Here is a 23,417-nt window from a genome sequence, read left to right as displayed (position 1 = left end):
AGGCCTGAAGGCAATTCGGAAGAACGTCGGCAAGGCTGAACCGGTGGGATTTCGCCGCCGGTAACATTGCCCCGATCCTATGACTCCGCGCGCATCTTCTCCCGTCACCCCTGCCCAGCCGAATGGCGAGCGCATCGAAGATATCGACGTCTCTGCCGAGATGCAGGGCTCGTTCCTCGAGTACGCCTACTCGGTGATCTACGCCCGCGCGCTGCCCGACGCGCGCGACGGCCTGAAGCCGGTTCAGCGACGCATCCTCTACCAGATGAGCGAGATGGGCCTGCGCCCGGACCGCGGCCACGTCAAGAGCGCCCGTGTCGTCGGCGACGTCATGGGCCGCCTGCATCCGCACGGCGACAGCGCCATCTACGACGCGCTCGTCCGGCTCGCGCAGGACTTCACGATGCGCGTGCCGCTGATCGACGGGCACGGCAACTTCGGCTCGCTCGACGACGGCCCCGCGGCCGCCCGCTACACGGAGGCCCGCCTCCGGGCGACCGCGATGGCGATGACGGAGGGACTCGACGAGGACGTCGTCGACTTCGTCCCGAACTACGACAACCAGCTGACCCAGCCCGGCGTGCTTCCGGCGGCGTACCCGAACCTGCTCGTCAACGGCGCCAGCGGCATCGCGGTCGGCATGGCCACCAACATGGCGCCGCACAACCTGGTGGAGGTCGTCGCCGCCGCACGCCACCTTCTCGACAACCCGGACGCCACGCTCGAGGAGCTCATGGCGTTCGTGCCCGGCCCCGACCTGCCGACCGGCGGAACGATCGTCGGCCTCGACGGCGTCAAGGATGCCTACGCGACCGGACGCGGCTCGTTCAAGACGCGCGCGAAGGTCTCGATCGAGCCGATCACCGCGCGCAAGACCGGACTCGTCGTCACCGAGCTGCCCTACCTCGTCGGACCCGAGAAGGTCATCGAGAAGATCAAAGACGGCGTCACCTCGAAGAAGATCACCGGCATCTCCGACGTCACCGACCTCACCGATCGCAAGAACGGCCTGCGCCTCGTGATCGGGATCAAGACCGGCTTCAGCCCGGAGGCGGTGCTCGAGCAGCTCTACCGGCTCACTCCGCTCGAAGACGGCTTCTCGATCAACAACGTCGCCCTTGTCGAGGGCCGGCCGCTGACACTGGGCCTCAAGGACCTGCTGCAGGTCTATCTGACGCACCGGCTCGAGGTCGTCACACGGCGTTCGCAGTATCGGCTGACGCGGCGCCAAGAGCGCCTCCACCTCGTGCTCGGACTGCTCATCGCGATCCTCGACATCGACGAGGTGATCCAGGTCGTGCGCACCTCGGACGACACGGCGCAGGCGCGCACCCGGCTGATGGAGGTCTTCGACCTCTCCACTCTGCAGGCCGAGTACATCCTCGAGCTGCAGCTGCGCCGCCTCACCAAGTTCAGCCGCATCGAGCTGGAGACCGAGCGCGACAAGCTCCAGAAGGAGATCGCCGAGCTCGAGAAGATCCTCGGCTCCCCCACCCGACTCCGCGCACTCGTGTCGAGCGAGCTCGCCGACGCCGCCGAGAAGTTCGGAACCCCGCGGCGGACACTGCTCACCGAAGCGCGACCGGCACCGCCGCGCAGCGCCTCCGCCGCCGCCAAGCAGGCCGCCGCCGCGCTCGAGATCGCCGATGTGCCGACGCTCGTGATCCTGTCGACCACCGGCCGCGCCGTGCGCGTCGACCTCCCCGAGGGCGTCGAGGCCCCCGCATCGCCCGCGCGGCGGAGCCGTCACGACGCGATCCGCTCCACCGTCTCGGCGACCTCGCGCGGTGAGCTCGGCGCGATCACGAACCGCGGTCGCCTGATCCGGTTCACCCCGGTCGACCTCCCGGCGGTTCCGCCCAACTCGGTCCAGCTGGCGGCGGGGGCGAAGATCCGCGACTACCTCGGGCTCAGCGACAAGAAGGAGCACGTCATCGCTCTGGTCTCGCTGACGAGCGACGAGCCGATCGCGCTCGGCACGGCGCAGGGCGTCGTCAAGCGCGTGACGCCGGGTGCGTGGCCCAGCCGGCCCGACTTCGAGGTCATCTCGCTCAAGCCCGGCGACGAGGTGGTCGGCGTGAGCCACAGCACCGACGCCAGCGAGCTCGTGTTCGTCACCAACGACGCGCAGCTGCTCCACTTCGCCGCGGCGAGCGTGCGCCCGCAGGGGCTGTCGGCGGGCGGCATGGCCGGCATCAAGCTCTCACCGAAGGCGCGTGTGCTCTTCTTCGGCACCGTCGAACAGCCGGATGCCGCCGTCGTGGTCACCATCTCGACCCCCGACGGCGTGCTCGTCGGCACCGACGCGGGTCGCGGCAAGGTGAGCGCGTTCAGCGAGTTCCCCGGCAAGGGGCGCGCCACCGGAGGCGTGCGAGCGCAGTCCTTCCTCAAGGGCGAGAGCAGCCTCGAACTCGCCTGGGTCGGTGCGGCGCCGGCTGTTCCGGTCGGACCCGACGGCTCGCTGCGGGCACTGCCCGAGTCGGGTTCCAAGCGCGACGCCTCGGGCATCCCGCTCGACGCCGTCATCGGCTCGGTCGGCACGACCCTGTAGCTCGACCGCGAGCGGGCTCCGTCCCCGCCGTCCCCGTCCCCGATCCCCCCGCAGACTCGGGGATTCGCCGCTGACGTCCACAAGTCGTGGACGAGGTGGCCGATTCTCCGACTTTGCGGAAGGGCAGCGACCGAAACGCGCGCGCGACGCCAGCGCGAATCGAGTCTCGGCGTGGGCTAGACGTCCACCCGCGCGTGGTCGAGACCCTGGCCTGCGATGATGAACTCCTTGCGCGGAGCCACCTCGTTGCCCATCAGAAGCTCGAAGACCCGCGCCGCGTTCTCGGCGTCGTCGACGCGGACGCGGCGCAGCGTGCGGTGCGAACGGCTCATCGTCGTCTCGGCAAGCTGGTCGGCATCCATCTCCCCCAGGCCCTTGTAGCGCTGGATCGGGTCCTGGTACTTCTTGCCGCGCTTCTCCAGACCCTTCAGCACGCCTTGCAACTCCGCCTCGGAGTACGTGTAGATGACCTCGTTGGGCTTCGAGCCCGGATTCATCACCACGACGCGGTGCAGCGGCGGCACCGCGGAGAACACCCGCCCGGCGTCGATCATGGGACGCATGTAGCGGAAGAAGAGCGTGAGCAGCAGCGTGCGGATGTGGGCGCCGTCGACGTCGGCGTCGGCCATGATGATGACCTTGCCGTAGCGCGCCTGGTCGAGCTCGAAGCTGCGCCCGGAGCCGGCTCCGACCACCTGGATGATGGACGCGCACTCGGCGTTGCTCAGCATGTCCGAGACGGACGCCTTCTGCACGTTGAGGATCTTGCCGCGAATCGGCAGCAGCGCCTGGAACTCGCTGTCGCGGCCGAGCTTCGCGGTGCCGAGCGCCGAATCGCCCTCGACGATGAACAACTCCGTGTCGGCGACGTCGGTGGAGCGGCAGTCGACGAGCTTCGCGGGGAGGCTCGAGCTCTCGAGCGCGTTCTTTCGGCGCTGCGTCTCCTTGTGCGCCCGGGCCGAGACGCGGCTCTTCATCTCGGCGACGACCTTGTCGAGCACGAGCGTACCCTGAGCCTTGTCGGCCCGCGCGCTCGAGGCGTACTTCGCCGCCATCGCCTTCGCCACCGCGTTCGAGACGATGTTGCGCACCGCGGGCGTGCCGAGGATCTCCTTGGTCTGCCCCTCGAACTGCGGCTCGGGCAGTCGCACGGTGAGCACGGCCGTGAGTCCGGCGAGAACGTCGTCCTTCTCGAGCTTGTCGTTGCCGACCTTGAGTCGGCGCGCGTTCTTCTCCACCTCGGCGCGCATGAACTTCAGCAGCCCCTGCTCGAAGCCGGCCTGGTGGGTTCCGCCCTTGGGCGTCGCGATGATGTTGACGAAGCTGCGGAAGACTGTCTCATAGCCGCTGCCCCAGCGGAGGGCGATGTCGACCTCGCACTCGCGCGAGAGCTCGGTCGAGACCATGTGGCCGTTCTCCTGCAGCACCGGCACCGTCTCGGTGTAGCCGCCGGACCCCTGAATGCGCCAGACGTCGGTGACCGCCGCATCCGGGGCCAGGAACTCGACGAACTCGGCGATCCCGCCGTCGAAGCGGAAGCTCTCGCGAACCGGCTCGACGGAGGCGTCGCGGGCGTCGACGATCTCGATGCCGAGGCCGGGCACCAGGAACGCGGTCTGCCGGGCGCGAGCGACGAGCTCGTCCATGACGAAGCCCGCGCCGCGCGCGAAGATCTGCTGGTCGGCCCAGTAGCGCACACGGGTGCCCGTGACGCCCTTGGCGACCTTGCCGACGACGCGCAGTTCGCTGCCGGAGATGAAGGGGCTGAAGGGCGCGTCCGGTCGCGGCGTCCCGGCGTCGTCGAAGACCCCCGGCTCACCGCGGTGGAACGACATCGCCCAGGTCTTGCCGTCGCGATCGACCTCGACGTCGAGTCGCTCGGAGAGCGCGTTGACGACCGAGGCGCCGACGCCGTGCAGACCGCCCGATGCCGCGTAGGAGCCGGAGCCGAACTTTCCGCCGGCGTGCAGCTTGGTGAAGACGACCTCGACACCGGAGAGGCCCGTCTTGGGCTCGATGTCGACCGGGATGCCGCGCGCACGGTCGCGCACCTCGACGCTGCCGTCCGGGTGGAGTTCGACCTCGATCTGCGAGCCGTGGCCCCCGAGCGCCTCGTCGACCGAGTTGTCGATGATCTCCCATAGGCAGTGCATCAGACCGCGCGAATCGTTCGATCCGATGTACATGCCGGGCCGCTTGCGCACGGCTTCGAGACCCTCGAGGACGGAGAGATGCCGGGCGGAATAGTCGCTACTCATACAGGGTTAAGACTATTGATCCCGACACCGCCCGGATGGCGCCCCGCCGTGAACGCGGCTGGATACGCCCAAAGCGAAATGTAACGTCGGCGACACACGTCGCAGACGGGGACGTGTTTGACTGGATAGGTCAGAATCGCACGCAAGACACACCCCACGGTTCATGACGGAGAGGGAGCAGACCATGTCGCAGATCACGAGCGAAGTCGACGAGCTGGATGCCCCCGAGCTGACGGCATTCGACCGATGCGACAGCTGCGGTGCGCAGGCGTACGTGCGAGTGACCCTCGCCTCCGGTGAGTTGCTGTTCTGCGCTCACCACGGTGCGAAGTTCAAGGAGAAGCTCTCCGCGACCGCGCTGGAGTGGCACGACGAGAGCGCGCGCCTGAGCGCCGTTCCCGCCACCGACGAGCGGTAGGTGTCGGCGTCCCGCGGACTCGGGCTCGGCCGAAGGGTTCGCTATCTCCTGACGCGCGCCCGGGCCATCAACCTCGGGAACGTCACCCGCATCGCCCGTGAGGCCGCCAAGCTGTCCCGCAAGCCGGTGCCGCTGGTCGTGCTGGACATGCTCTGGTGCTCGGTGCGCTACGAGACCGGCTTCCAGGACTACCTGGACTGGGACTTCGTCCTGCTGACCCGGCGCGAGCGCCGCACCTACATCACGCACCCCAAGTCGAACCACCTGGCCAAGAAGCTCAACGACCCGGAGCTGCGGAAGCTCTTCGCCGACAAGGCGCAGTTCAACCCGCGCTTCGACCGCTGGCTGGGTCGCGAATGGCTCGATGTGCGCGCGACGGATGCGTCGGAGCTGCGCGAGTTCGTCACCCGTCGCGGCGTCGTGATGGTGAAGGTCCCCGACAGCCTCTCCGGCTACGGGATCGAGCGCGTCGAGGCCGCCGAGGTCACCGACTGGGAGGCCTTCCGTGCGCGGCTGCTGGAGCGCCGGCAGTACCTGGTGGAGGAGTTCATCACCCAGCACGACGAGATGGTCTCGCTCAACCCGTCGAGCGTGAACTCGCTGCGCGTCATCACCTACTTCGACGGCGATCGCACCCACGTGCTCGCAAGCGTGCTCAAGATGGGCAACGGCGGCCCGATCGACAACTTCTCGGGCGGCGGCATGTACACGATGCTCGACGACGAGGGCGTGGTTCACTCCCCCGCCTTCGACGAGAGCGGGACGACGTTCGCGACGCACCCGCTCTCGGGCACGCCCATCGTCGGGTTCCGCGTGCCGTACTACGACCGCGTGATCGCGTTCGTCGACGAGCTCTCGCGCGAGATCCCCGAGGTGCCGTACGTCGGCTGGGACGTGGCGATCGCGCCGGACGGCCCCGTCGTGATCGAGGGCAACCCCAATTCGGGCGTCTACCAGTCGAAGCCAAGCGTCTCGGGCATCCGCACCGGGCTGCTGCCGCGCTACCGCGCTGCGATCGGATTCTGAAGCGCGCAGGGCGTCAGCGACGCGGCGCGGTCACGCGCTCGAACGGATGCCAGCGCTTCGCATCGCGGAAGTCGCGCAGACGCGCCTCGTAGGCGGCCATCGCGAGCGCCTCATGGGCAAGCACGGGCTCGCTGTCGGGATCGATCGTCGCCAACAGCCAGCGCGTCAGCTGCGGGTTGGTGATCAGCAGCGGTCCGAGCAGCGAGGTTCCGAGGAAGTTGCCGCGGCGCACCCCTTCGACACTCGTCCCCGGGTTGCGGCCGATGCCGCGCTCCGCGTCGAGGAATCCGGGAAGCGCATCCGGCGCCGTCACTGTCGAGAACTGCGACTTGTAGCCGACGATCGGCGCCCGGGCGCCCACCTCGGCGAGGGTTCCCATCACCTTGCCGTTGTAGCGGCCGAACATCGACAGCGTCGACTCGAGCTCGAAGATCCCGACGCCGGGCACGTCGTAGCCCATCTCGTCGTTGCGGATCCGCGCACCCAGCACCTCAAGGGCGTTGTGCGTGAACAGGAACGCGGTGCCCGACTCGATCAGGTCGAGGAGCCGCTCGCGGTGGGGCCGCAGCCGCTCGATCGCCTTCAGCTGCCCGTGCTCGGTGAGCGGGCCGAGATACACCAGGTCCACGTCGCCGGCGGCGAAGGCGGGCGTGTCGGTGAGGGCGGTGCGCACGATCGTCGCGTCCGGGCGGCACTGCGCGAGGTAGTCGATGTTGGCGTTGTCGCCGTGGAGGTTTGCGACCTCCGGGAAGAGCATCTCGATCGTCAGGGCCCGGCTCATCGCGTCGCCGCCTCTCGGTCGGCGAGCCGCGCGCGCAGGCGCGCCTGGACGGGCGTTCCGGTCAGCTCGGCGTTGTGCACGCTGTGCAGGTTGAAGACCGCGTCGATGCCGTCCAGGGTGACGACGTCGGCCGTGTCGGTCTCGGACTCGACCGTGACGATGCGCCCGGGATCGACGCCGGCGATCGCCAGGCGCAGCGCCTGATCGTGTCGGCGGATGCCGCCGACGACGATCTGCCGGATGCTGTCGTCGGCGAGGTAGTCGTAGTCGGCGTCGTAGGTCCACGCGGTGTTCTCGACGTCGGCGGTGCGCTCGCTGACCTCGTCGATCGAGAGCACGATCGACTTGCGTCCCGGGAACGAGCGCAGATAGTCGAAGGCGCGCGAGCAGGCGACGCCGACCAGTCCCTTGGTCAGGATCCGCACGACGCGGGTCGACCCCACGGCGTCGGTCATGAAGCGCGTCTCCGGCGGCGCGAGTTCGTCGAACGCGGCAGCGACCGTGTCGCGGTCGAAGCCGAGCACGCCGAGCGCCGCGGCGACCGCGACCTGGTTGTAGACGTTCACGATGTTCTCGTTGACGAGCGCCGCCGTGCGGGTCTCGCCGTCCAGGTCGAGCACGACGCGACGCGCCGCCGCGTCGACCTCGCGGGCACGGTACGCCGCCTCGGGTGAGCGGAATCCGCAGGCCTCGCAGTGCGCGGCGCCGATGTGGTTGTAGCGCCAGTAGTCCCAGGTGAGCCCGTGGTCGCAGACCGGGCAGATGGTGACGTTGACGGCCGCCCCGGCGGGCTGGTCGCCGGCCGTCGGCATCCGATCGACGGCGAAGAAGACCCGGGGGTTGTCGTCGCCGCCGATTCCGGCGACGAGCAGGTCGTCGGCGTTCAGCACGAGCGTCGTCGTCGACGGCACGGCGGACGAGAGGATCCAGGCGATGTAGGCCGGATGCGCGTTGCGCTTGATCGAGTCCCGCGTGAGGTTGAGGCCCACGAGCACGTCCGGGCGAAGGCCCGGAAGGACGAGCTTCGCGGAGCGCTCGTCCATCTCGAACACGCCGACGTCGACGCGTGAGCGCCCGCGCCAGTCCACGGCGGAGATCAGCGTCGCCGTCACCCCCGCGGCCAGGTTGGAGCCGTTGCGGTTGCTCGCGACGCGCTGGCCCTGGGCGGCGAGGGCCGCGGCGAGCAGGTTCGACGCGGTCGTCTTGCCGTTCGTCCCGGTCACCGCGATCACCCGCGGCGGATGCGCGATCGCGCCGATGATTCCCGGGTGCACCTTGCGCGCGATGATGCCCGGCACGTGCGTGCCGGCGCGCCCGAGCGCGCGCAGCGTCGCACCCGCGAGCTTCCCCGCCCAGATCGCGAGCAGGACGCGCACCACGTTCGGCCTACTCGAGGTAGTCGCGCAGCGACTGCGACCGCGAGGGGTGGCGCAGCTTGGCCATCGTCTTCGACTCGATCTGGCGGATGCGCTCGCGCGTCACGCCGAAGGTGTCGCCGATCTGGTCGAGAGTCTTCGGCATGCCGTCGCCGAGGCCGAAGCGCATGCGGATCACGCCCGCCTCACGCTCCGAGAGCGAGTCGAGCAGCGACTCGAGCTGCTTCTGCAGCATCGTGAAGCCGACCGCGTCGGCCGGAACGACCGCCTCGGTGTCCTCGATCAGGTCGCCGAACTCGCTGTCGCCGTCCTCGCCGAGGGGCGTGTGCAGCGAGATCGGCTCGCGGCCGTACTTCTGCACCTCGACGACCTTCTCGGGCGTCATGTCGAGCTCGCGGCTGAGCTCCTCGGGCGTGGGTTCGCGTCCCAGGTCCTGGAGCATCTGGCGCTGAACGCGCGCGAGCTTGTTGATGACCTCGACCATGTGCACGGGGATGCGGATCGTGCGCGCCTGGTCGGCCATCGCACGGGTGATCGCCTGACGAATCCACCAGGTGGCGTAGGTCGAGAACTTGAAGCCCTTCGTGTAGTCGAACTTCTCAACCGCACGAATGAGACCCAGGTTGCCCTCCTGGATGAGGTCGAGGAACTGCATTCCGCGACCGGTGTAGCGCTTGGCGAGCGAGACGACGAGTCGCAGGTTCGCGCCGAGCAGGTGGCTCTTGGCGCGCTGCCCGTCGCGCGCGACCCAGGCGAGCTCTCGCCCGAGCTGGGAGCGCTTCTCGGCGTCCGTCATGCCGCCGAGCTTCTCCTCGGCGAACAGACCCGCCTCGATGCGCATCGCGAGCTCGACCTCTTCGGCCGCGTTCAGGAGCGCGACCTTGCCGATCTGCTTCAGGTAGTCCTTGACCGGGTCCGCGGTGGCGCCGGTGATCGCCGCCGAGTAGACCGGGATCTCGTCTTCGTCGTCGCGGGAGGAGAGCCGGATCGCGCCCGAGGGCAGCGGCTCATCGAGCGACGTCGACTTCTCCTCGTCGTCGTCCTCGTCGTCGGAGTCGTCGCTGTCGCCCGCCTTGGCCGACTTGGCAGCGGCGGCGACGCCCTTGGCGTCGACCGCGGCGTCGTCGACCTCGGTCTCCTCGAGGTCGTCGTCCTCGGTGGCCTTGCTGGCCTTCGCCTTGCTGGCCTTCGCGGGGCTGGCCTTGGCCGTGCTGGCCTTCGCGGTGCTCGCCTTGCGAGCCGCCGGCTTCTTGGCGGGCGTCTTCGCGTCGGTCGCCGTGGCGTCGGCCGCGGTCGCCTTCGTCGCGCGCGCCCGCGTGGTCTTCTTCTCGCCGGTATCGGCGGCGTCCTTCGCGGTGGTTCGGGTTGCCATTCTGACCCCTCCCGGGTGGATCTGGGCAGTACAAGGACCCATGTCAAGTCCTACGGGTGCTGCTCGCAACGCCCATTCGAAGACCTGACCGGGTCCAGAAACTCGATTATCTCACAGTCTTGAAGTGACCGTTGACACCGGGCCCGCTTTCACGCTAGCGGCGACCGCCAGGACCGTTGCGGCGGGTCCTGAAGAGTGCAACCCACAGTGGGGTGATCTCTATTCCCTCGTCGCGGGTCATCACGGTGCGCGCGCGGCGCCGGGTCACCACGACCCCGACCACCGCGACGAGGGCGATCACCAGCGGTGCCAGGAACGCCAGCCGGAACGACTCCCAGGCGTACAGATCGGAGGCCTCGCCTGTCGCGACACGCACCGAGTCGACGATGTCGAGGACGACGCCGATCAGGAACATCGAGACGAAGCCCCCCAGGAATCCGCCGACGTTGACGAAGCCGCTCGCGGTCCCGACCGAGTGCGACGGGTTCAGGGTGCGCGCGTAGTCCATGCCGATGAGCGAGCTCGGCGCTCCCGCGCCGATCAGGAAGAACAGCACGCAGACGAGCGCCAGCGGCGGCTGGCCCGGCCAGACGAGCACGGCGACCAGCGCCCCGTAGACGAGCGCCGCCATCCCGAGCACCAGGTCGCCACGGCGGAAGGGGAAGCTGGCGACGGCGTAGCCGATGAGCGGAGCCGGCAGCACGGCGCCGACGACCAGCAGCGAGAACACCGCCGCCGCGGTCGGCACGTCATAGCCGAGGGCCGCGGTGAGGAACGGGTAGCCCCAGAGCACCCCCATCGTCTGCGGCGCGGTTCCGCCCAGCAGATGCGACCAGAAGCCCAGCTGCGTGCCGGGGCGGGCGACGCTTGCGCGCAGCCGCGACCAGGTCGAGCTGGTCGTGATCTCCTCCGTCAGCGGAGGACGGGTGCCGGTGCGGATCACGGTGACGCCGACGAGGACCGCGAACAGCGACACCCCGGCCGCGATCAGGAAGGCGACATTCCATCCGACCGCGTGCAGCAGGAACGCGAACGGGATGGCCGCGACCAGTTGGCCGGTCGCCCCGATCATTCCCACCCACTGCGCCAGCTGCGGCAGGATCCGGCCGCTGAACCAGTTCGGCAGCAGGCGCAGCACCGACACGAACGTGAGGGCGTCGCCCGTTCCGACCAGCACGCGGGCGGCGATCGCGAGGCCGATGTCGTCGGCGAAGGCGAGCAGCACCTGCCCGAGCGCCATGATGGTGGCACCGCCGATCAGCAGGACACGCGGGCCGAGCCGGTCGACGAGCACCCCGACCGGGATCTGCAGGGCCGCATACGTCGCCACCTGCACCACGGCGACGGTCGAGAGGGTGGCGGCGCTCACCCCGAAGCGATCGGTCGCCTCGACGCCGACGATGCCGAAGGTCGTCCGCTGCGTGACCGCGATCAGGTACACGATGACGGCGCCCGCGAACACCACCCAGGAACGCCAGGAGTTCACGTCGGGTTCCCGAACGCAGAGACGAGATGCACGGCTGAGAGGCTAACGCGCCCGGGCGCCGAACGCGCGCCGCTCAGGATGGCTCGTCGTCGCGTCGGTTGGCGAGGAACTTCTCCAGCTCGGCCGCAATCGTGTCCGCCGAAGGAACCTCGCCGTGCCGGTCGGCGAACGGCGAGGGAAGCGGGTTCTCCTCCATGTAGCTGTCGTGCCGCTCCTCGAGCGTGCTGATCAGCCGCTGCAGCTCCGGGTTGCCCCGCACCTGCTCCTCGACCTTCACGAGGAACTCACGCCCGCGCTCACGCAGCTCATCCGTCGGGAAGATCAGGCCGGTGGCGGCGCTGATGCTCTCGAAGGCGACGACCGCGGCCGCGGGGAACTCGGTGTCGGCCAGGTAGTGCGGCACCAGCAGCACGAATCCGGCGGTCGAGTGCTCGATCTCCTCGAGGCGGTACTGCACCAGATGCATCGCGCTCGCCGGCAGCTCCGTCTGCGGCCTCCACACCGACATCGCGTCGATCAGCTCGCGCCGGTTGCCGCTGACCGTCACCCCGAGCGCACGGGTGTGCGGGGTCGGCATCGGGATCGCGTGCACCCAGGTGGTGTCGGCGACGCCGTACTGCTCGATCAGCTCGACGACCGCGGCACTGAATCGCTCCCACTGGAAGTCCGGCTCGTAGCCAGTCAGCAGCAGGAACGGCTGGTGCAGCTCGTCCTCGACCAGATACAGCGACAGCTTCGCCGGCCGGTACTCGGTCAGATGGTCGAGATCGAAGTACATCGTGGGGCGCCGCGCGCGGTAATCGAGGAGCGCGTCGCTGTCGAAGCGGACGATCTCGCGCGCCTCGAGGTTCTCCAGGATGTACTCGCTGAACTGCGTGACCGCAGAACCGGAATCCGTGAACCCGGTCAGCCCGGCGACGAGGTGAAGGCCGCGCGGGACCTCGACAAACCCGGAGGTGAGGTCGTAGAGCCCGTGAGGATCGCGCATGCCCCCAGTCTATTCGGGGCCCGGAACGGCCACCGGGGGTCGCGCAAGCCGAGAGCGAACATGACGCACGGTTCCGGCATCCGGCGCGATTAGGCTGAGCGAATGCCGATGCCTTCGCTCGAACTCCGTTCCGATTCCGCTCTCGACACGAGCGCCGAGGTGCTCGTGGTGGGGGTGGCCAAGAGCCCCGCCGGACCGCGCCTGTTCGCTCCGACCGAGGACTTCGCCGCGCTGGAGGCCTCGCTCACCGCGATCGGCGTCAGCGGCGCGAACGACGAGCTCCGCCGGCTTCCGGCGCTGCGCCCCGGAACGCCGTCGCTCGCGCTGGTCGGGCTCGGTACGCTGCCCGAAGGCGCCGAGGAGCCCACCGTGGATGCGCTCCGCAACGCCGCCGGTTCGGCGATCCGCCAGCTCGCCGGCACCGGATCGGTCGCGTTCGCTCTTCCCGGAGCCGCGAGCGAGCAGATCGGAGCCGTCCTCGAGGGGGCGGCGATCGCCAGCTACAGCTTCACCGGGTACCGCTTCTCGACCCTCGAGAACGCCAAGCAGCCGGTCGCTGCGATCACCGTGCTGGCCGAGTCCCTGCCCGGCGACGCGGAGGCGCTGACCGCTCGCGCGCGCGCCGTCGCGGGTGGCGTGCACCGCGTGCGTGACCTGGTGCACACTCCCCCGAACGACCTCTACCCGGCGAGCTTCGTCGACCGCGCCCGCGACTACGCGAAGGGGCTCCCGGTCGAGATCGAGGAGCTCGACGAGCAGGCGCTCGCCGAGGGCGGCTTCGGCGGTATCCTCGGCGTCGGCCAGGGGTCGAGCCGGCCGCCTCGTCTCGCGATCGTGCGCTACGCGCCCGCCGGCGCGACCAAGCACCTCGCCCTCGTCGGCAAGGGGATCACGTTCGACTCGGGCGGGCTCTCGCTCAAGCCGGCCGGATCGATGGTCGGCATGAAGTACGACATGACCGGGGCGGCGACGGCGCTCGCGGCGATCATGGCGGTGGCCGAGCTCGGTCTTCCGGTGCGGGTCACCGCCTGGCTGTGTCTCGCCGAGAACATGCCCTCGGGCACGGCGATCCGCCCCAACGACGTGCTGCGCATCCGCGGCGGCAAGACGGTCGAGGTGCTCAACACCGACGCCGAGGGTCGCCTGGTGCTCGCCGACGGGCTCGTCGCGGCGAGCGAAGAGCAGCCCGACGCGATCATCAACGTCGCCACGCTGACCGGTGCGGCGCGGGTGGCCATGGGCGAGCGCACGATCCCCGTGATGGGCGACACCGAGCTCTCGCGGGCGCTCGTCGACGCGGGCGCGCGCGCTGGCGAGACGCTGTGGCCGATGCCGCTTCCCTCCGAGCTGTCGTCGCTGCTCGAGACCGAGGTCGCCGACATCGCCAACGCGAAGCCGGGCAACACCGCCGGCGGCATGCTCCTCGCGGGCGTGTTCCTGAAATCCTTCGTCGGCACGCGCGACGGCTCCCCCATCCCGTGGGCGCACCTGGACATCGCCGGGGCCGCGAGCAACGGCGGAGCGCCCTACGGCGTGATCGCCAAGGGACCGACCGGTGCCACGGTCCGCACCCTGATCGCGATGACGGAAGACTTTTCCCGACCGTAGTAGTGTCGTTCTGGCACGCAACCACGTGTCGTCAGATCGCGCCGCTCGCCACCCTGATTGCGGTGCCGCAACTGCATCTCGAGGGAGTCGCCGGGTGTCCGAGCAGAACTTTGACCTTGTTGTTCTTGGCGCAGGAAGCGGTGGCTACGCCGCTGCGCTGCGCGCCAGCCAGTTGGGGATGAGCGTCGGGCTCATCGAGAAGGCCAAGGTGGGCGGCACCTGCCTCCACGTCGGCTGCATCCCCACCAAGGCGCTGCTCCACTCGGCCGAGGTCGCCGATGTCACGCGCGAGTCGGCCAAGTACGGCGTGACCAGCACGTTCAACGGCATCGACGTCGCCGCGGTCACCAGCTACCGCGAAGAGGTCGTCGCCAGCAAGTGGAAGGGCCTGCAGGGCCTCATCAAGGCGCGCGGCATCACGACCATCGAGGGCGCGGGCCGCCTGGTCTCCCCCACGAGCGTCCAGGTGGGCGACCAGACCATCACCGGCAAGAACGTCATCCTGGCGACCGGTTCGTACTCGCGCTCGCTCCCGGGTCTCGAGATCGGCGGACGCGTGCTCACCTCCGAGCAGGCGCTCGAGCTGAACTTCGTGCCGAAGAAGGTCGCCGTGCTCGGCGGCGGCGTCATCGGCGTCGAGTTCTCGAGCGTCTGGAAGTCGTGGGGCGCCGACGTCACCATCATCGAGGCGCTGCCGCACCTGGTCCCGAACGAGGACGAGGCGATCTCGAAGCAGTTCGAGCGCGCGTTCCGCAAGCGCGGCATCGACTTCAAGCTCGGCGTGCGCTTCTCGGGCGTCACGCAGGACGACAACGGCGTGGTCGTCATGCTGGAGAACGGCGAGACCGTCGAGGCGGACATCCTGCTCGTCGCGGTCGGTCGCGGCCCGCAGACGGCGAACCTCGGCTTCGAGGAGGTCGGCGTCGCGATGGATCGCGGTTTCGTCCTCACCAACGAGCGCCTGCAGACGAACGTTCCCGGCGTCTGGGCGGTCGGCGACATCGTGCCCGGCCTGCAGCTCGCGCACCGCGGCTTCCAGCACGGCATCTTCGTGGCCGAGGAGATCGCGGGACTGAACCCGGTGGTCGTCTCCGACGTCAACATCCCGAAGGTCACGTACTCGGACCCCGAGGTGGCGTCGATCGGTCTCAGCCAGGCGAAGGCCGTGGAGGAGTACGGCGCGGACGCGGTCACCGCCTACGACTACAACCTCGCCGGCAACGGCAAGAGCCACATCATCGGCACCTCAGGATCGATCAAGGTCGTCCGCCTCAACGACGGCCCGATCGTCGGCGTGCACATGATCGGCGCCCGCGTCGGCGAACTGATCGGCGAAGCGCAGCTGGCCGTGAACTGGGAGGCGTACCCCGAGGACGTCGCGCCGTTCCTGCACGCGCACCCCACCCAGAACGAGGCGCTCGGCGAGGCTTTCCTCGCGATCGCTGGCAAGCCGCTTCACGCAATCTGATCCCCCCAACCACCGCGCGATGCGCGAACTAAGCTAGAACCGACCAGGTTTCCAAAAGGAGTTTTCCCGTGAGTGAATCCGTCACCCTTCCGGCGCTCGGTGAGAGCGTCACCGAAGGAACAGTGACCCGTTGGCTGAAGCAGGTCGGTGACCGCGTTGAGGTCGACGAGCCCCTGCTCGAGGTCTCGACCGACAAGGTCGACACCGAGATCCCCTCGCCCGTCGCCGGCGTGATCGAGCAGATCCTGGTCGCCGAGGACGAGACCGTCGAGGTCGGCACCGCGCTCGTCACCATCGGTGACGGCTCGGGTGCCGCTGCGGAGCCCGCGGCCGCCGAGCCCGAGGCGCCCGCCGCCGAGCCTGAGGCACCCGCCGAGCCGGAAGCTCCGGCCCCGGCAGCGGAGGCCCCTGCCGCACCGGCCGAGGCTGCTCCGGCACCCGCCGAGGCTGCTCCCGCCGCCGCACCTGCTGCTGCTCCCGCTCCGGCCGCCGCTCCGGCTCCCGCGGCTGCACCGGCACCTGCCGCCGCTCCGGCTGCTGCTCCGGCTCCCGCCGCTGCTCCGGCACCTGCCGCCGCTCCGGCTCCCGCTGCCGCCCCGGCACCCGCTGCTGCTCCGGCTCCCGCCGCGGCACCGGCGGCCGCTGCCCCGGCAAGCCACGCCGGCTACGTGACGCCGATCGTGCGCAAGCTCGCCAACGAGCGGGGTGTCGACCTGTCGACCGTCTCCGGCACCGGTGTCGGCGGACGCATCCGCAAGCAGGACATCCTTGACGCCACCCCGGCCGCACCCGCCGCCGCCCCCGCGGGCACGCCCGCGCCGGTCGAAGAGCTCGAAGTGTCGCCGCTGCGCGGCACCACGGTGCCGATGTCGCGCCTGCGCAAGGTCGTCGCCGAACGCGCCGTGCTGTCGATGCAGTCGATGGCGCAGCTCACCACGGTGGTCGAGGTCGACGTCACGCGCGTCGCCGCCTACCGCGACCAGGTCAAGGCCGACTTCCTCTCGAAGACCGGCGTGAAGCTCAGCTTCCTGCCGTTCTTCACGCTCGCGGCGGCCGAGGCGCTCAAGGCGTTCCCGATCATCAACGCCACGGTCGAGGGCGACAGCATCGTGTACCCGGACCACGAGAACGTGAGCATCGCCGTCGACACCGAGCGCGGCCTGCTCACCCCGGTCGTGCGCAACGCCAGCGAGCTGACGCTCGCGCAGCTCGCGCAGGAGATCGCCGATCTCGCCGAGCGCACGCGTGACAACAAGCTGAAGCCCGACGAGCTCGCCGGCGGCACGTTCACCGTGACGAACACCGGTTCGCGCGGTGCGCTGTTCGACACCCCGGTGGTGTTCCTGCCGCAGGTGGCGATCCTCGGCACCGGCATCGTCGTCAAGAAGCCGGTCGTCGTCAGCGACAACGGCCTCGACGCGATCTCGATCCGCTCGACCGTGTACCTGGCGCTCTCGTACGACCACCGGATCGTCGACGGAGCCGACGCGGCGCGCTTCCTCACCGCGGTCAAGAACCGTCTCGAGGGCGGCAACTTCGCGGGAGTGCTCGGCGTCTAGCCACTGCTCATCGCGAAGTACTCGCGAATCCGCCACCCGGCCTCGCCCTTCATCAGAAGGAGCGAGGCCGCGGTGCGTTCGGGCCCGAGTCGGATGAGCGCGGTGCCGCCGAGCCGCTCCACCAGGACCCACCCGCTCGGCTCCGAGTCGATCGGCCACCGCGTCGCCGTCGCTTCGCCTCCGCTCTGGATCACGAGGATCACCTCGCGATCCGCCTCCATCGCCGCCGATCCCGGCTGGAAGACCTGGTCGAGACAGAGGATCGACAGTTCGGCGAGGCACCGCTCCCGTGTCGCAACCAGGGCCGCGGATGCGGCACGAGGGTCGTCCGCGAACAACACCGTCGAACTCGGCCCGTCCTCGGCCGCGTCGTGCGCTGGCTCCCCGTCGGGGCCTGCCCCGGCACCTCCCGGCGCGACCGATTCCGAGAGGGCTGAGCCCGACACCGCCGAGTCCGGCTCCGCAACCTCCGGCACCGCGGAGCCGGGTGCCGCAGATCCATCGGCTGCCGCGTCGAGTTCAGCGCCGCCGCCCGCCGGGAGGCCCAGAACGCCGACGGCCACCACGAGTGCGGCGCTGCCGCCCGCGAGCAGCGCGCGACGGCGGCCCCGGCTCGCGCCGTCCCAGGCGCGCGCGACGCGGGCGAGCGCCTCTCCCACGCGAGGCGCGCCCGCCCGCTCGGCCAACACCTCCCACCGCCGACCTCGCACCGCGTCGAGCAGGTGGAGAACCCGATCGGGGAGAACCCCGACCAGCAGCGCTTCGAACGGTCCCGTCCGCGAGTGCGGGTCGCCGTCCGCCGATCCCGCGTGACCGTCCGTCGGCCGGGCGGGGACGAGCTGCCGGGCCGCCGCGAAACCGCCGCGGACCGCGGATGCGCCGTCGCGTGCCGTCAATCCCGGTGCGCCGTCGTCGCCGCGCAGCGGGATCGCGGGCGCAAACCCGAAGAGCACGCGTTCGCAGAGTTCGAACAGGTCCTCGTCGGCGCACGCGTCCAGCCGCGCGCAGAGCCGATCCCGCGCGGGCGCCGCCGCGGGGTCGACGAGCGCCATGACCCGCGACACCACGGCGCGTGCCGCCCGACGATCCGCCTGCACGCCCGGTTCGCGCTCGCGCACCACCTCGGCGGTGTTCGCCTCGAACACGACCGCGCGGCCCCAGCCGATGAGCTGCGGCTCCCCGCGAGCGCCGAAGGCGATGTGCTCGGGTGCGAGCGCGCCGTGCGCCACGCCGGAGTCGTGCAGGCGCGCCAGCGTCGCGATCACCGGGGCGAGCAAAGTCACCGCCTCCCCCGCAGCGAGTTGGCGTCGGCGTCGCAGCAGTTCAGCGAGCGTGCCGCCCTCGCACCGCTGCAGCACCAGGACTCCGCGGTCCTCGCCGTCGGCGGACGGGGCGGTCGCGACATCCCGCAGGCGGACGACGTGCGCTCCGGCGCCACGCTGCAGCGCGGCCGCCTCACGGAGCGTCTCCGCGATCGCCTCGGCGCCGCGCCGCACCTTCAGCACCGCGACCCCCGCCTCCGGATCGTGGCCGATCAGGACGGCCCCGTGCGCGGTGCGCGCGATCGTCCGCGTCACCCGATACCCCGCCACCGTCTCGGGCTCCACGACCGTCATCACCGCAGTCTGACCCGCGGCCCGACGCCGCGCGCCGCCGGCACGGCGGTCGTGGACGGAGGACGGCACTGCTGACGGCGGAGGACGCGTCCGCTCCCGCGCGCGCCTAAGCTGGGGGCATGGTCGACTATGTCGACGCGGGGCTAAGCGCCAACTCCGTGTCGTATTCGACGGCCCTTGAACGTCAACGTGCCCTGCACGCCGACGTGTCGAGTGGTCGGGCGCCGGACACCGTTCTCCTTCTCGAGCATCCCAGCGTCTACACCGCCGGGAAGCGCACCGAGCCTCACGAGCGCCCCACCGACGGCACCCCGGTGATCGACGTCGACCGCGGCGGCAAGATCACCTGGCACGGCCCGGGACAGCTTGTCGGCTACCCGATCCTGCGCCTGCGCGATCCGATCGACGTGGTCGCCTACGTGCGACGGCTCGAAGACCTGCTCATCGCGGTGCTCGCCGAGCTCGGCGTCGCCGGAGAGCGGGTCGACGGGCGCAGCGGGGTGTGGCTGCGCGGCACCGACAAGATCGCGGCGATCGGCATCCGCGTCGCCGACGGCGTCACCATGCACGGCTTCGCGCTCAACTGCAGCAACTCCTTCGAGGCCTACCGCTCGATCATCGCCTGCGGCATTCGCGAGGCCGGGGTCACGAGCATCTCGCGCGAACTCGGCCGGACGGTGACCCCCGAGGATGTGCTCCCGCTCATCCCCCGTCTGTTCGAAGCAAATCTTTCCGACAGCCTGGCCTCGACCGAAACGGTGACCGCATGACCCTCAACGAGACCCGCGCGACCGAGCCGGCCGGGCGCAAGATGCTGCGCGTCGAGGTGCGCAACGCCTCCGTGCCGATCGAGCGCAAGCCCGACTGGATCAAGACCCGCGCCAAGATGGGCCCCGAGTACACCGCGCTGCAGAGCCTCGTGAAGGACGAAGGCCTGCACACGGTGTGCCAGGAGGCCGGATGTCCGAACATCTACGAGTGCTGGGAAGACCGCGAGGCCACCTTCCTGATTGGCGGCAGCCAGTGCACGCGGCGCTGCGACTTCTGCCAGATCGACACGGGGAAACCCGCCGACTATGACACCGACGAGCCCCGCCGGGTCGCCGAATCGGTGGTCACGATGGGTCTGCGCTACGCGACCGTGACCGGCGTCGCCCGCGACGACCTGCCCGACGAGGGCGCGTGGCTGCACGCCGAGACGGTGCGCGCCATCCACGCCGCCAACCCGGGCACGGGCGTCGAGATCCTCGCGACGGACTTCTCGGGCAACCCCGACCTGCTCGGCGAGGTGTTCTCGTCGCGACCGGAGGTGTTCGCCCACAACGTGGAGACGGTGCCGCGGATCTTCAAGCGCATCCGTCCCGCGTTCCGCTACGAGCGCTCGCTCGACGTGATCACCCAGGCTCGGCGCGCGGGACTCATCACGAAGTCGAATCTGATCCTCGGCATGGGCGAGGAGCCCGCCGAGGTGACGGAGGCGCTCCGCGACCTGCACGAGGCCGGCTGCGACATCATCACGATCACGCAGTACCTGCGGCCGACGCCGCGGCACCTTCCGGTGGCCCGATGGGTCAAGCCGGAGGAGTTCGTCGAGTTCAAGGACCAGGCCGAGGAAATCGGCTTCCTCGGGGTGCTCGCCGGACCGCTGGTGCGCTCCAGCTACCGGGCGGGGCGGCTCTGGGCGCGCTCGATGAAGGCGAAGGGCTGGGCGGTTCCGCCGGAGCTCGCAGCACCTCGCCGACGCGGCCGAATCCGACTCCGCCTTCGCCCAGGCCGTGTCCTGAGTTACGCGCACGAAGCAGAGCCCCTTAAGTCGAGCGCCTTGAGTAGCGACGCAGTCGCGTATCGAAAGGCCCCCGGTAAGCAGAGCGCCTTGAGTAGCGGCAACGCCGCGTATCGAAAGGCAGCACCAGAGCATCGCCGATAGCCGAGCCCCCTGAGCAGCAACTCCGCCGCCTATCGAAGGCCCTTCCCGCACCCCACTCCCCCTGAGCATCCCCAGCACACGTGTCCCGAGCATCCGCGCCGACCCGTATCCTAGATTTCATGGCCCGCACCCCTCGCCCCGCGAAAGAACCCGGTCGTCTCAAGCAGATGTGGCAGGTGTTCCAGATGACCCGCCGCTACGACGGCAACATCGTCTGGATGCTGATCCTCGCCCTGATCGCCCCGATCGGCGCCGGAATCGTCATCTCGATCCTGTTCTCGAGCGACAACATCATCGGCATCATCCTGTACAACGTGTCGGGCGTGCTCGCCGGTGTGCTGCTGGTGCTGATCGTGCTGGGCCGGCGCGCCGAACGGGCCGCGTTCTCGCAGATCGAGGGCCAGGCCGGCGCCGTGGGCGCGGTGCTGAAGAGCTCGCTGCGGCGCAGCTGGATCGGCAGCGAGATGCCGATCAACGTGAGCCCGCGCACCCAGGATGCGGTCTACCGCGCGGTCGGCAAGGGCGGCGTCGTGCTGATCGGCGAGGGGCCGCGCTCGCGCACCCAGCCGATGCTCGACAAGGAGCGCGCGAACGTCTCACGCATCCTCCCGAACGTCACCGTCACACTCATGTACGTGGGCCCGGACCACGACTCGACGCCGCTGCACAAGATCGTGCCGACGCTCGCGCGCCTGAAGAAGTCGCTGCGCCGCGACGAGGTCACGGCGGTCTCGAACCGCCTCACCTCGCTCAGCCGCAACATGCTGCCCATCCCGAAGGGCATGGACCCGACCAAGGTCCGCGCCCCGCGCCCGCGCTAACCGGCTCCCCTAGCTGTCCCGAGCGCCACCGAGACCCACGAACGCCACCGAAGTTCTGGTCGCGCTCGCGTGTTTCAGTAGCGCTCGGCGACCCCACGGCGCGGGGCGCGCGGTCAGACGCGGACGAGGATGGTGCCAGCGGCGACGTCGTGCATGCCGCGCTGGTTCTTGTCCCAGATCAGGGCGGGGATCGCGAGGCACAGCAGCAACGTGCGGACGAGCGGCCGCCACACTCCGAGCGGTCCTCCCGTGATCGGCACGACGCGCATCCCGAGCATCAGGTGCCCCAGGCCCCCGCCGAAGAAGATCTGGAAGACCACCTGCAGGACGGCGAAGATCCCGAGGGTGGCGAAGGGATCCGTCTGCCAGTCGCCGGGTGAGAAGAAGGCGAGCGACAGCAGCGTCGCCAGAGCCCAGTCGATGGCCAGCGCAGCCGCTCGGCGTCCCACGCGGGCAACCGAACGCCGCCCCGTTTCGGGGAGCCCCAACGCGCGTCCCGGCCAGTTCTCTGCGGCTCCCGTACTCACCCCACGAGCCTATGCGCTTGCGCCGCCGTAACATGCCGGAAACAATTGCGTCATGGCAGAGAAACCCCCTCCGCCTATGGTCGAGGTGCAGGCTGCACCTGCAGTCTCAACCGTTCTACGGCCCTTGGAGTCATTCCCTATGTCCAGCCCTCTGTTCAGCGACTCGTCTGAGGTCCTGAAGTTCATCAAGGACACGGATGTCAAGTTCATCGACATCCGGTTCACTGACCTTCCGGGTATCCAGCAGCACCTCACCATCCCCGCGTCGACCGTCGACGAAGACTTCTTCACCGTCGGCCAGATGTTCGATGGTTCGTCGATTCGCGGCTTCCAGTCGATCCACGAGTCCGACCTGCAGCTCGTCCCGGACATCTCGACGGCGTACCTCGACCCGTTCCGCGTCGCGCGCACCCTCGTGATCGTCTTCGACATCTACAACCCGCGCAACGGCGAGATCTACACGCGTGACCCGCGTCAGGTCGCCAAGAAGGCCGAGAAGTACATCGCGTCGACCGGCATCGCCGACACCGCGTTCTTCGCGCCCGAGGCGGAGTTCTACATCTTCGACGACGTGCGCTTCGAGGTGAAGCAGAACAAGAGCTTCTACGAGGTCGACTCGGAGGAGGCCGCCTGGAACACGGGCCGCGTCGAGGAGGGTGGAAACCTCTCCAACAAGACCCCGTACAAGAGCGGGTACTTCCCCGTCTCGCCGGTCGACAAGCACGCCGACCTTCGCGACGACATCGTGCTCAAGCTGATCGACGCCGGCTTCGAGGTCGAGCGTGGCCACCACGAGGTGGGCACCGCCGGCCAGGGCGAGATCAACTACAAGTTCGACACCATGGTTCACGCCGGTGACGACATCCTGAAGTTCAAGTACATCGTCAAGAACACGGCGCTCGAGTGGGGCAAGGTCGCGACCTTCATGCCGAAGCCGCTCATGGGCGACAACGGTTCGGGCATGCACACCCACCAGTCGCTGTGGAACGACGGCAAGCCGCTGTTCTACGACGAGAGCGGCTACGGCGGCCTCTCGGACATCGCGCGCTGGTACATCGGCGGCATCCTCAAGCACGGCTCGGCGATCGCCGCGTTCACCAACCCGACGGTGAACTCGTACCACCGCCTGATCCCGGGCTTCGAGGCTCCGGTCAACCTGGTCTACTCGGCCGGCAACCGTTCCGCTTCGGTCCGCATTCCGATCACGGGCACGAACCCCAAGGCCAAGCGCATCGAGTTCCGCGCGCCGGACGCCTCGGGTAACCCGTACCTGGCCTTCGCGGCGCAGCTGATGGCTGGCATCGACGGCATCAAGAACAAGATCGAGCCGCACGAGCCGGTCGACAAGGACCTCTACGAGCTTCCGCCCGAGGAGGCGGCCAGCATCCCCAAGATGCCCGGATCGCTCGACGAGGCCCTCGCGGCGCTCGAGGCCGACCACGACTTCCTCCTCGAGGGCGGCGTGTTCACGAAGGACCTCATCGAGACCTGGATCGACTACAAGCGCGAGAACGAGCTTCTGCCGTTCGCGCAGCGTCCGCACCCCTACGAGTACGAGCTGTACTTCGGGGTCTGATCCCGCGTTTCACCGGCAACGGGCCGTTCTCCTTCGGGAGGGCGGCCCGTTCCGCGTTG

The 23,417-nt window shown here is 69.5% G+C and carries 17 protein-coding genes and 1 pseudogene; 10 read left to right on the top strand and 8 right to left on the bottom strand.

From position 1 onward, the window contains the following. Positions 1–79 precede the first annotated feature (79 nt). Entirely contained in the window at positions 80–2,551 is a 2,472-nt protein-coding gene (locus AC0L6Y_RS05455; protein ID WP_473557234.1) for a DNA gyrase/topoisomerase IV subunit A, read from the top strand. A 176-nt stretch (positions 2,552–2,727) separates the two neighbouring features. Here AC0L6Y_RS05455 and AC0L6Y_RS05450 read toward each other — a convergent pair whose 3' ends face one another. Next, complete coding sequence (locus tag AC0L6Y_RS05450) at positions 2,728–4,809, bottom strand: DNA gyrase/topoisomerase IV subunit B (RefSeq protein ID WP_473557231.1); 2,082 nt, start codon at positions 4,807–4,809, stop codon at positions 2,728–2,730. A 184-nt stretch (positions 4,810–4,993) separates the two neighbouring features. Here AC0L6Y_RS05450 and AC0L6Y_RS05445 point away from each other — a divergent pair, with 184 nt between their 5' ends. Together AC0L6Y_RS05445 and AC0L6Y_RS05440 are read left to right on the top strand one after the other, a co-directional pair. Beyond that, the gene (locus AC0L6Y_RS05445) at positions 4,994–5,227 is read left to right on the top strand and encodes a DUF7455 domain-containing protein (RefSeq protein WP_473557227.1); all 234 of its coding nucleotides are present in this window, start codon (positions 4,994–4,996) and stop codon (positions 5,225–5,227) included. Then, a complete protein-coding gene (locus tag AC0L6Y_RS05440; RefSeq protein ID WP_473557225.1) occupies positions 5,228–6,253 on the top strand; it encodes a sugar-transfer associated ATP-grasp domain-containing protein in 1,026 nt (341 codons plus the stop codon). It begins immediately after the preceding gene. A 13-nt stretch (positions 6,254–6,266) separates the two neighbouring features. Here AC0L6Y_RS05440 and AC0L6Y_RS05435 read toward each other — a convergent pair whose 3' ends face one another. The 5 genes from AC0L6Y_RS05435 to AC0L6Y_RS05415 all read right to left on the bottom strand — a co-directional run bounded on the left by AC0L6Y_RS05435 (position 6,267) and on the right by AC0L6Y_RS05415 (position 12,256). Then, the gene (locus AC0L6Y_RS05435) at positions 6,267–7,034 is read right to left on the bottom strand and encodes a hypothetical protein (RefSeq protein ID WP_473557221.1); all 768 of its coding nucleotides are present in this window, start codon (positions 7,032–7,034) and stop codon (positions 6,267–6,269) included. Then, positions 7,031–8,413: a MurT ligase domain-containing protein gene (locus tag AC0L6Y_RS05430; RefSeq protein ID WP_473557216.1), complete on the bottom strand. Its 1,383-nt coding sequence runs from the start codon at positions 8,411–8,413 to the stop codon at positions 7,031–7,033. The genes AC0L6Y_RS05435 and AC0L6Y_RS05430 overlap by 4 nt, the downstream gene beginning before the upstream one ends. 7 nt (positions 8,414–8,420) lie before the next feature. Beyond that, entirely contained in the window at positions 8,421–9,782 is a 1,362-nt protein-coding gene (locus AC0L6Y_RS05425; RefSeq protein ID WP_473557210.1) for an RNA polymerase sigma factor, read from the bottom strand. 154 nt (positions 9,783–9,936) lie between these two features. After that, positions 9,937–11,268: an MFS transporter gene (locus AC0L6Y_RS05420; RefSeq protein ID WP_473557206.1), complete on the bottom strand. Its 1,332-nt coding sequence runs from the start codon at positions 11,266–11,268 to the stop codon at positions 9,937–9,939. Between the two features lie 73 nt (positions 11,269–11,341). Then, the gene (locus AC0L6Y_RS05415) at positions 11,342–12,256 is read right to left on the bottom strand and encodes a proteasome assembly chaperone family protein (protein WP_473557201.1); all 915 of its coding nucleotides are present in this window, start codon (positions 12,254–12,256) and stop codon (positions 11,342–11,344) included. Between the two features lie 102 nt (positions 12,257–12,358). Between AC0L6Y_RS05415 and AC0L6Y_RS05410 the strand changes: the two genes are divergently transcribed. The 3 genes from AC0L6Y_RS05410 (at position 12,359) to sucB (ending at position 16,891) form a co-directional block, all read left to right on the top strand. Continuing rightward, positions 12,359–13,864 (top strand): leucyl aminopeptidase, encoded by a 1,506-nt coding sequence (locus tag AC0L6Y_RS05410; RefSeq protein ID WP_473557196.1) that lies wholly within the window; start codon positions 12,359–12,361, stop codon positions 13,862–13,864. Between the two features lie 94 nt (positions 13,865–13,958). After that, the gene (lpdA, locus tag AC0L6Y_RS05405) at positions 13,959–15,332 is read left to right on the top strand and encodes a dihydrolipoyl dehydrogenase (RefSeq protein WP_473557190.1); all 1,374 of its coding nucleotides are present in this window, start codon (positions 13,959–13,961) and stop codon (positions 15,330–15,332) included. Between the two features lie 68 nt (positions 15,333–15,400). Next, the gene (sucB, locus tag AC0L6Y_RS05400; RefSeq protein WP_473557184.1) at positions 15,401–16,891 is read left to right on the top strand and encodes a 2-oxoglutarate dehydrogenase, E2 component, dihydrolipoamide succinyltransferase; all 1,491 of its coding nucleotides are present in this window, start codon (positions 15,401–15,403) and stop codon (positions 16,889–16,891) included. On the opposite strand, the gene AC0L6Y_RS05395 is transcribed toward sucB, so the two are convergent. Further along, a complete protein-coding gene (locus tag AC0L6Y_RS05395) occupies positions 16,888–18,507 on the bottom strand; it encodes a protein kinase domain-containing protein (protein WP_473557180.1) in 1,620 nt (539 codons plus the stop codon). The two genes, sucB and AC0L6Y_RS05395, sit on opposite strands and share 4 nt — an antisense overlap. Positions 18,508–18,626: 119 nt before the next feature. Here AC0L6Y_RS05395 and lipB point away from each other — a divergent pair, with 119 nt between their 5' ends. The 3 genes and pseudogenes from lipB to AC0L6Y_RS05380 all read left to right on the top strand — a co-directional run bounded on the left by lipB (position 18,627) and on the right by AC0L6Y_RS05380 (position 21,255). Further along, a complete protein-coding gene (gene lipB, locus AC0L6Y_RS05390; RefSeq protein WP_473557175.1) occupies positions 18,627–19,277 on the top strand; it encodes a lipoyl(octanoyl) transferase LipB in 651 nt (216 codons plus the stop codon). Then, positions 19,274–20,291 (top strand): annotated as a pseudogene (gene lipA, locus AC0L6Y_RS05385) (lipoyl synthase). The gene lipB and the pseudogene lipA overlap by 4 nt, the downstream one beginning before the upstream one ends. A 262-nt stretch (positions 20,292–20,553) precedes the next feature. Further along, positions 20,554–21,255: a DUF4191 domain-containing protein gene (locus tag AC0L6Y_RS05380; RefSeq protein ID WP_473557168.1), complete on the top strand. Its 702-nt coding sequence runs from the start codon at positions 20,554–20,556 to the stop codon at positions 21,253–21,255. 113 nt (positions 21,256–21,368) lie between these two features. Here AC0L6Y_RS05380 and AC0L6Y_RS05375 read toward each other — a convergent pair whose 3' ends face one another. After that, positions 21,369–21,704, bottom strand: coding sequence for an RDD family protein (locus tag AC0L6Y_RS05375; RefSeq protein ID WP_473557162.1), 336 nt, complete (start codon positions 21,702–21,704; stop codon positions 21,369–21,371). A gap of 229 nt (positions 21,705–21,933) precedes the next feature. Here AC0L6Y_RS05375 and glnA point away from each other — a divergent pair, with 229 nt between their 5' ends. Then, positions 21,934–23,358, top strand: a complete 1,425-nt coding sequence (glnA, locus tag AC0L6Y_RS05370; protein WP_473558282.1) for a type I glutamate--ammonia ligase — start codon at positions 21,934–21,936, stop codon at positions 23,356–23,358. The last annotated feature ends 59 nt before the right edge of the window (positions 23,359–23,417 follow it).

The organism is Pseudolysinimonas sp. 10J20-29, assembly GCF_055809595.1.
This window is presented reverse-complemented; position numbering and strand designations above follow the sequence as displayed.

Bases quoted from the DNA above. Each gene is read 5' to 3' on its own strand.
- AC0L6Y_RS05380 (WP_473557168.1), top strand. From the start codon at position 20,554: ATGGCCCGCACCCCTCGCCCCGCGAAAGAACCCGGTCGTCTCAAGCAG.
- AC0L6Y_RS05410 (WP_473557196.1), top strand. From the start codon at position 12,359: ATGCCGATGCCTTCGCTCGAACTCCGTTCCGATTCCGCTCTCGACACG.
- AC0L6Y_RS05445 (WP_473557227.1), top strand. From the start codon at position 4,994: ATGTCGCAGATCACGAGCGAAGTCGACGAGCTGGATGCCCCCGAGCTG.
- AC0L6Y_RS05455 (WP_473557234.1), top strand. From the start codon at position 80: ATGACTCCGCGCGCATCTTCTCCCGTCACCCCTGCCCAGCCGAATGGC.
- AC0L6Y_RS05435 (WP_473557221.1), bottom strand. From the start codon at position 7,034: ATGAGCCGGGCCCTGACGATCGAGATGCTCTTCCCGGAGGTCGCAAAC.
- AC0L6Y_RS05450 (WP_473557231.1), bottom strand. From the start codon at position 4,809: ATGAGTAGCGACTATTCCGCCCGGCATCTCTCCGTCCTCGAGGGTCTC.
- AC0L6Y_RS05415 (WP_473557201.1), bottom strand. From the start codon at position 12,256: ATGCGCGATCCTCACGGGCTCTACGACCTCACCTCCGGGTTTGTCGAG.
- lipB (WP_473557175.1), top strand. From the start codon at position 18,627: ATGGTCGACTATGTCGACGCGGGGCTAAGCGCCAACTCCGTGTCGTAT.
- AC0L6Y_RS05425 (WP_473557210.1), bottom strand. From the start codon at position 9,782: ATGGCAACCCGAACCACCGCGAAGGACGCCGCCGATACCGGCGAGAAG.
- AC0L6Y_RS05395 (WP_473557180.1), bottom strand. From the start codon at position 18,507: ATGACGGTCGTGGAGCCCGAGACGGTGGCGGGGTATCGGGTGACGCGG.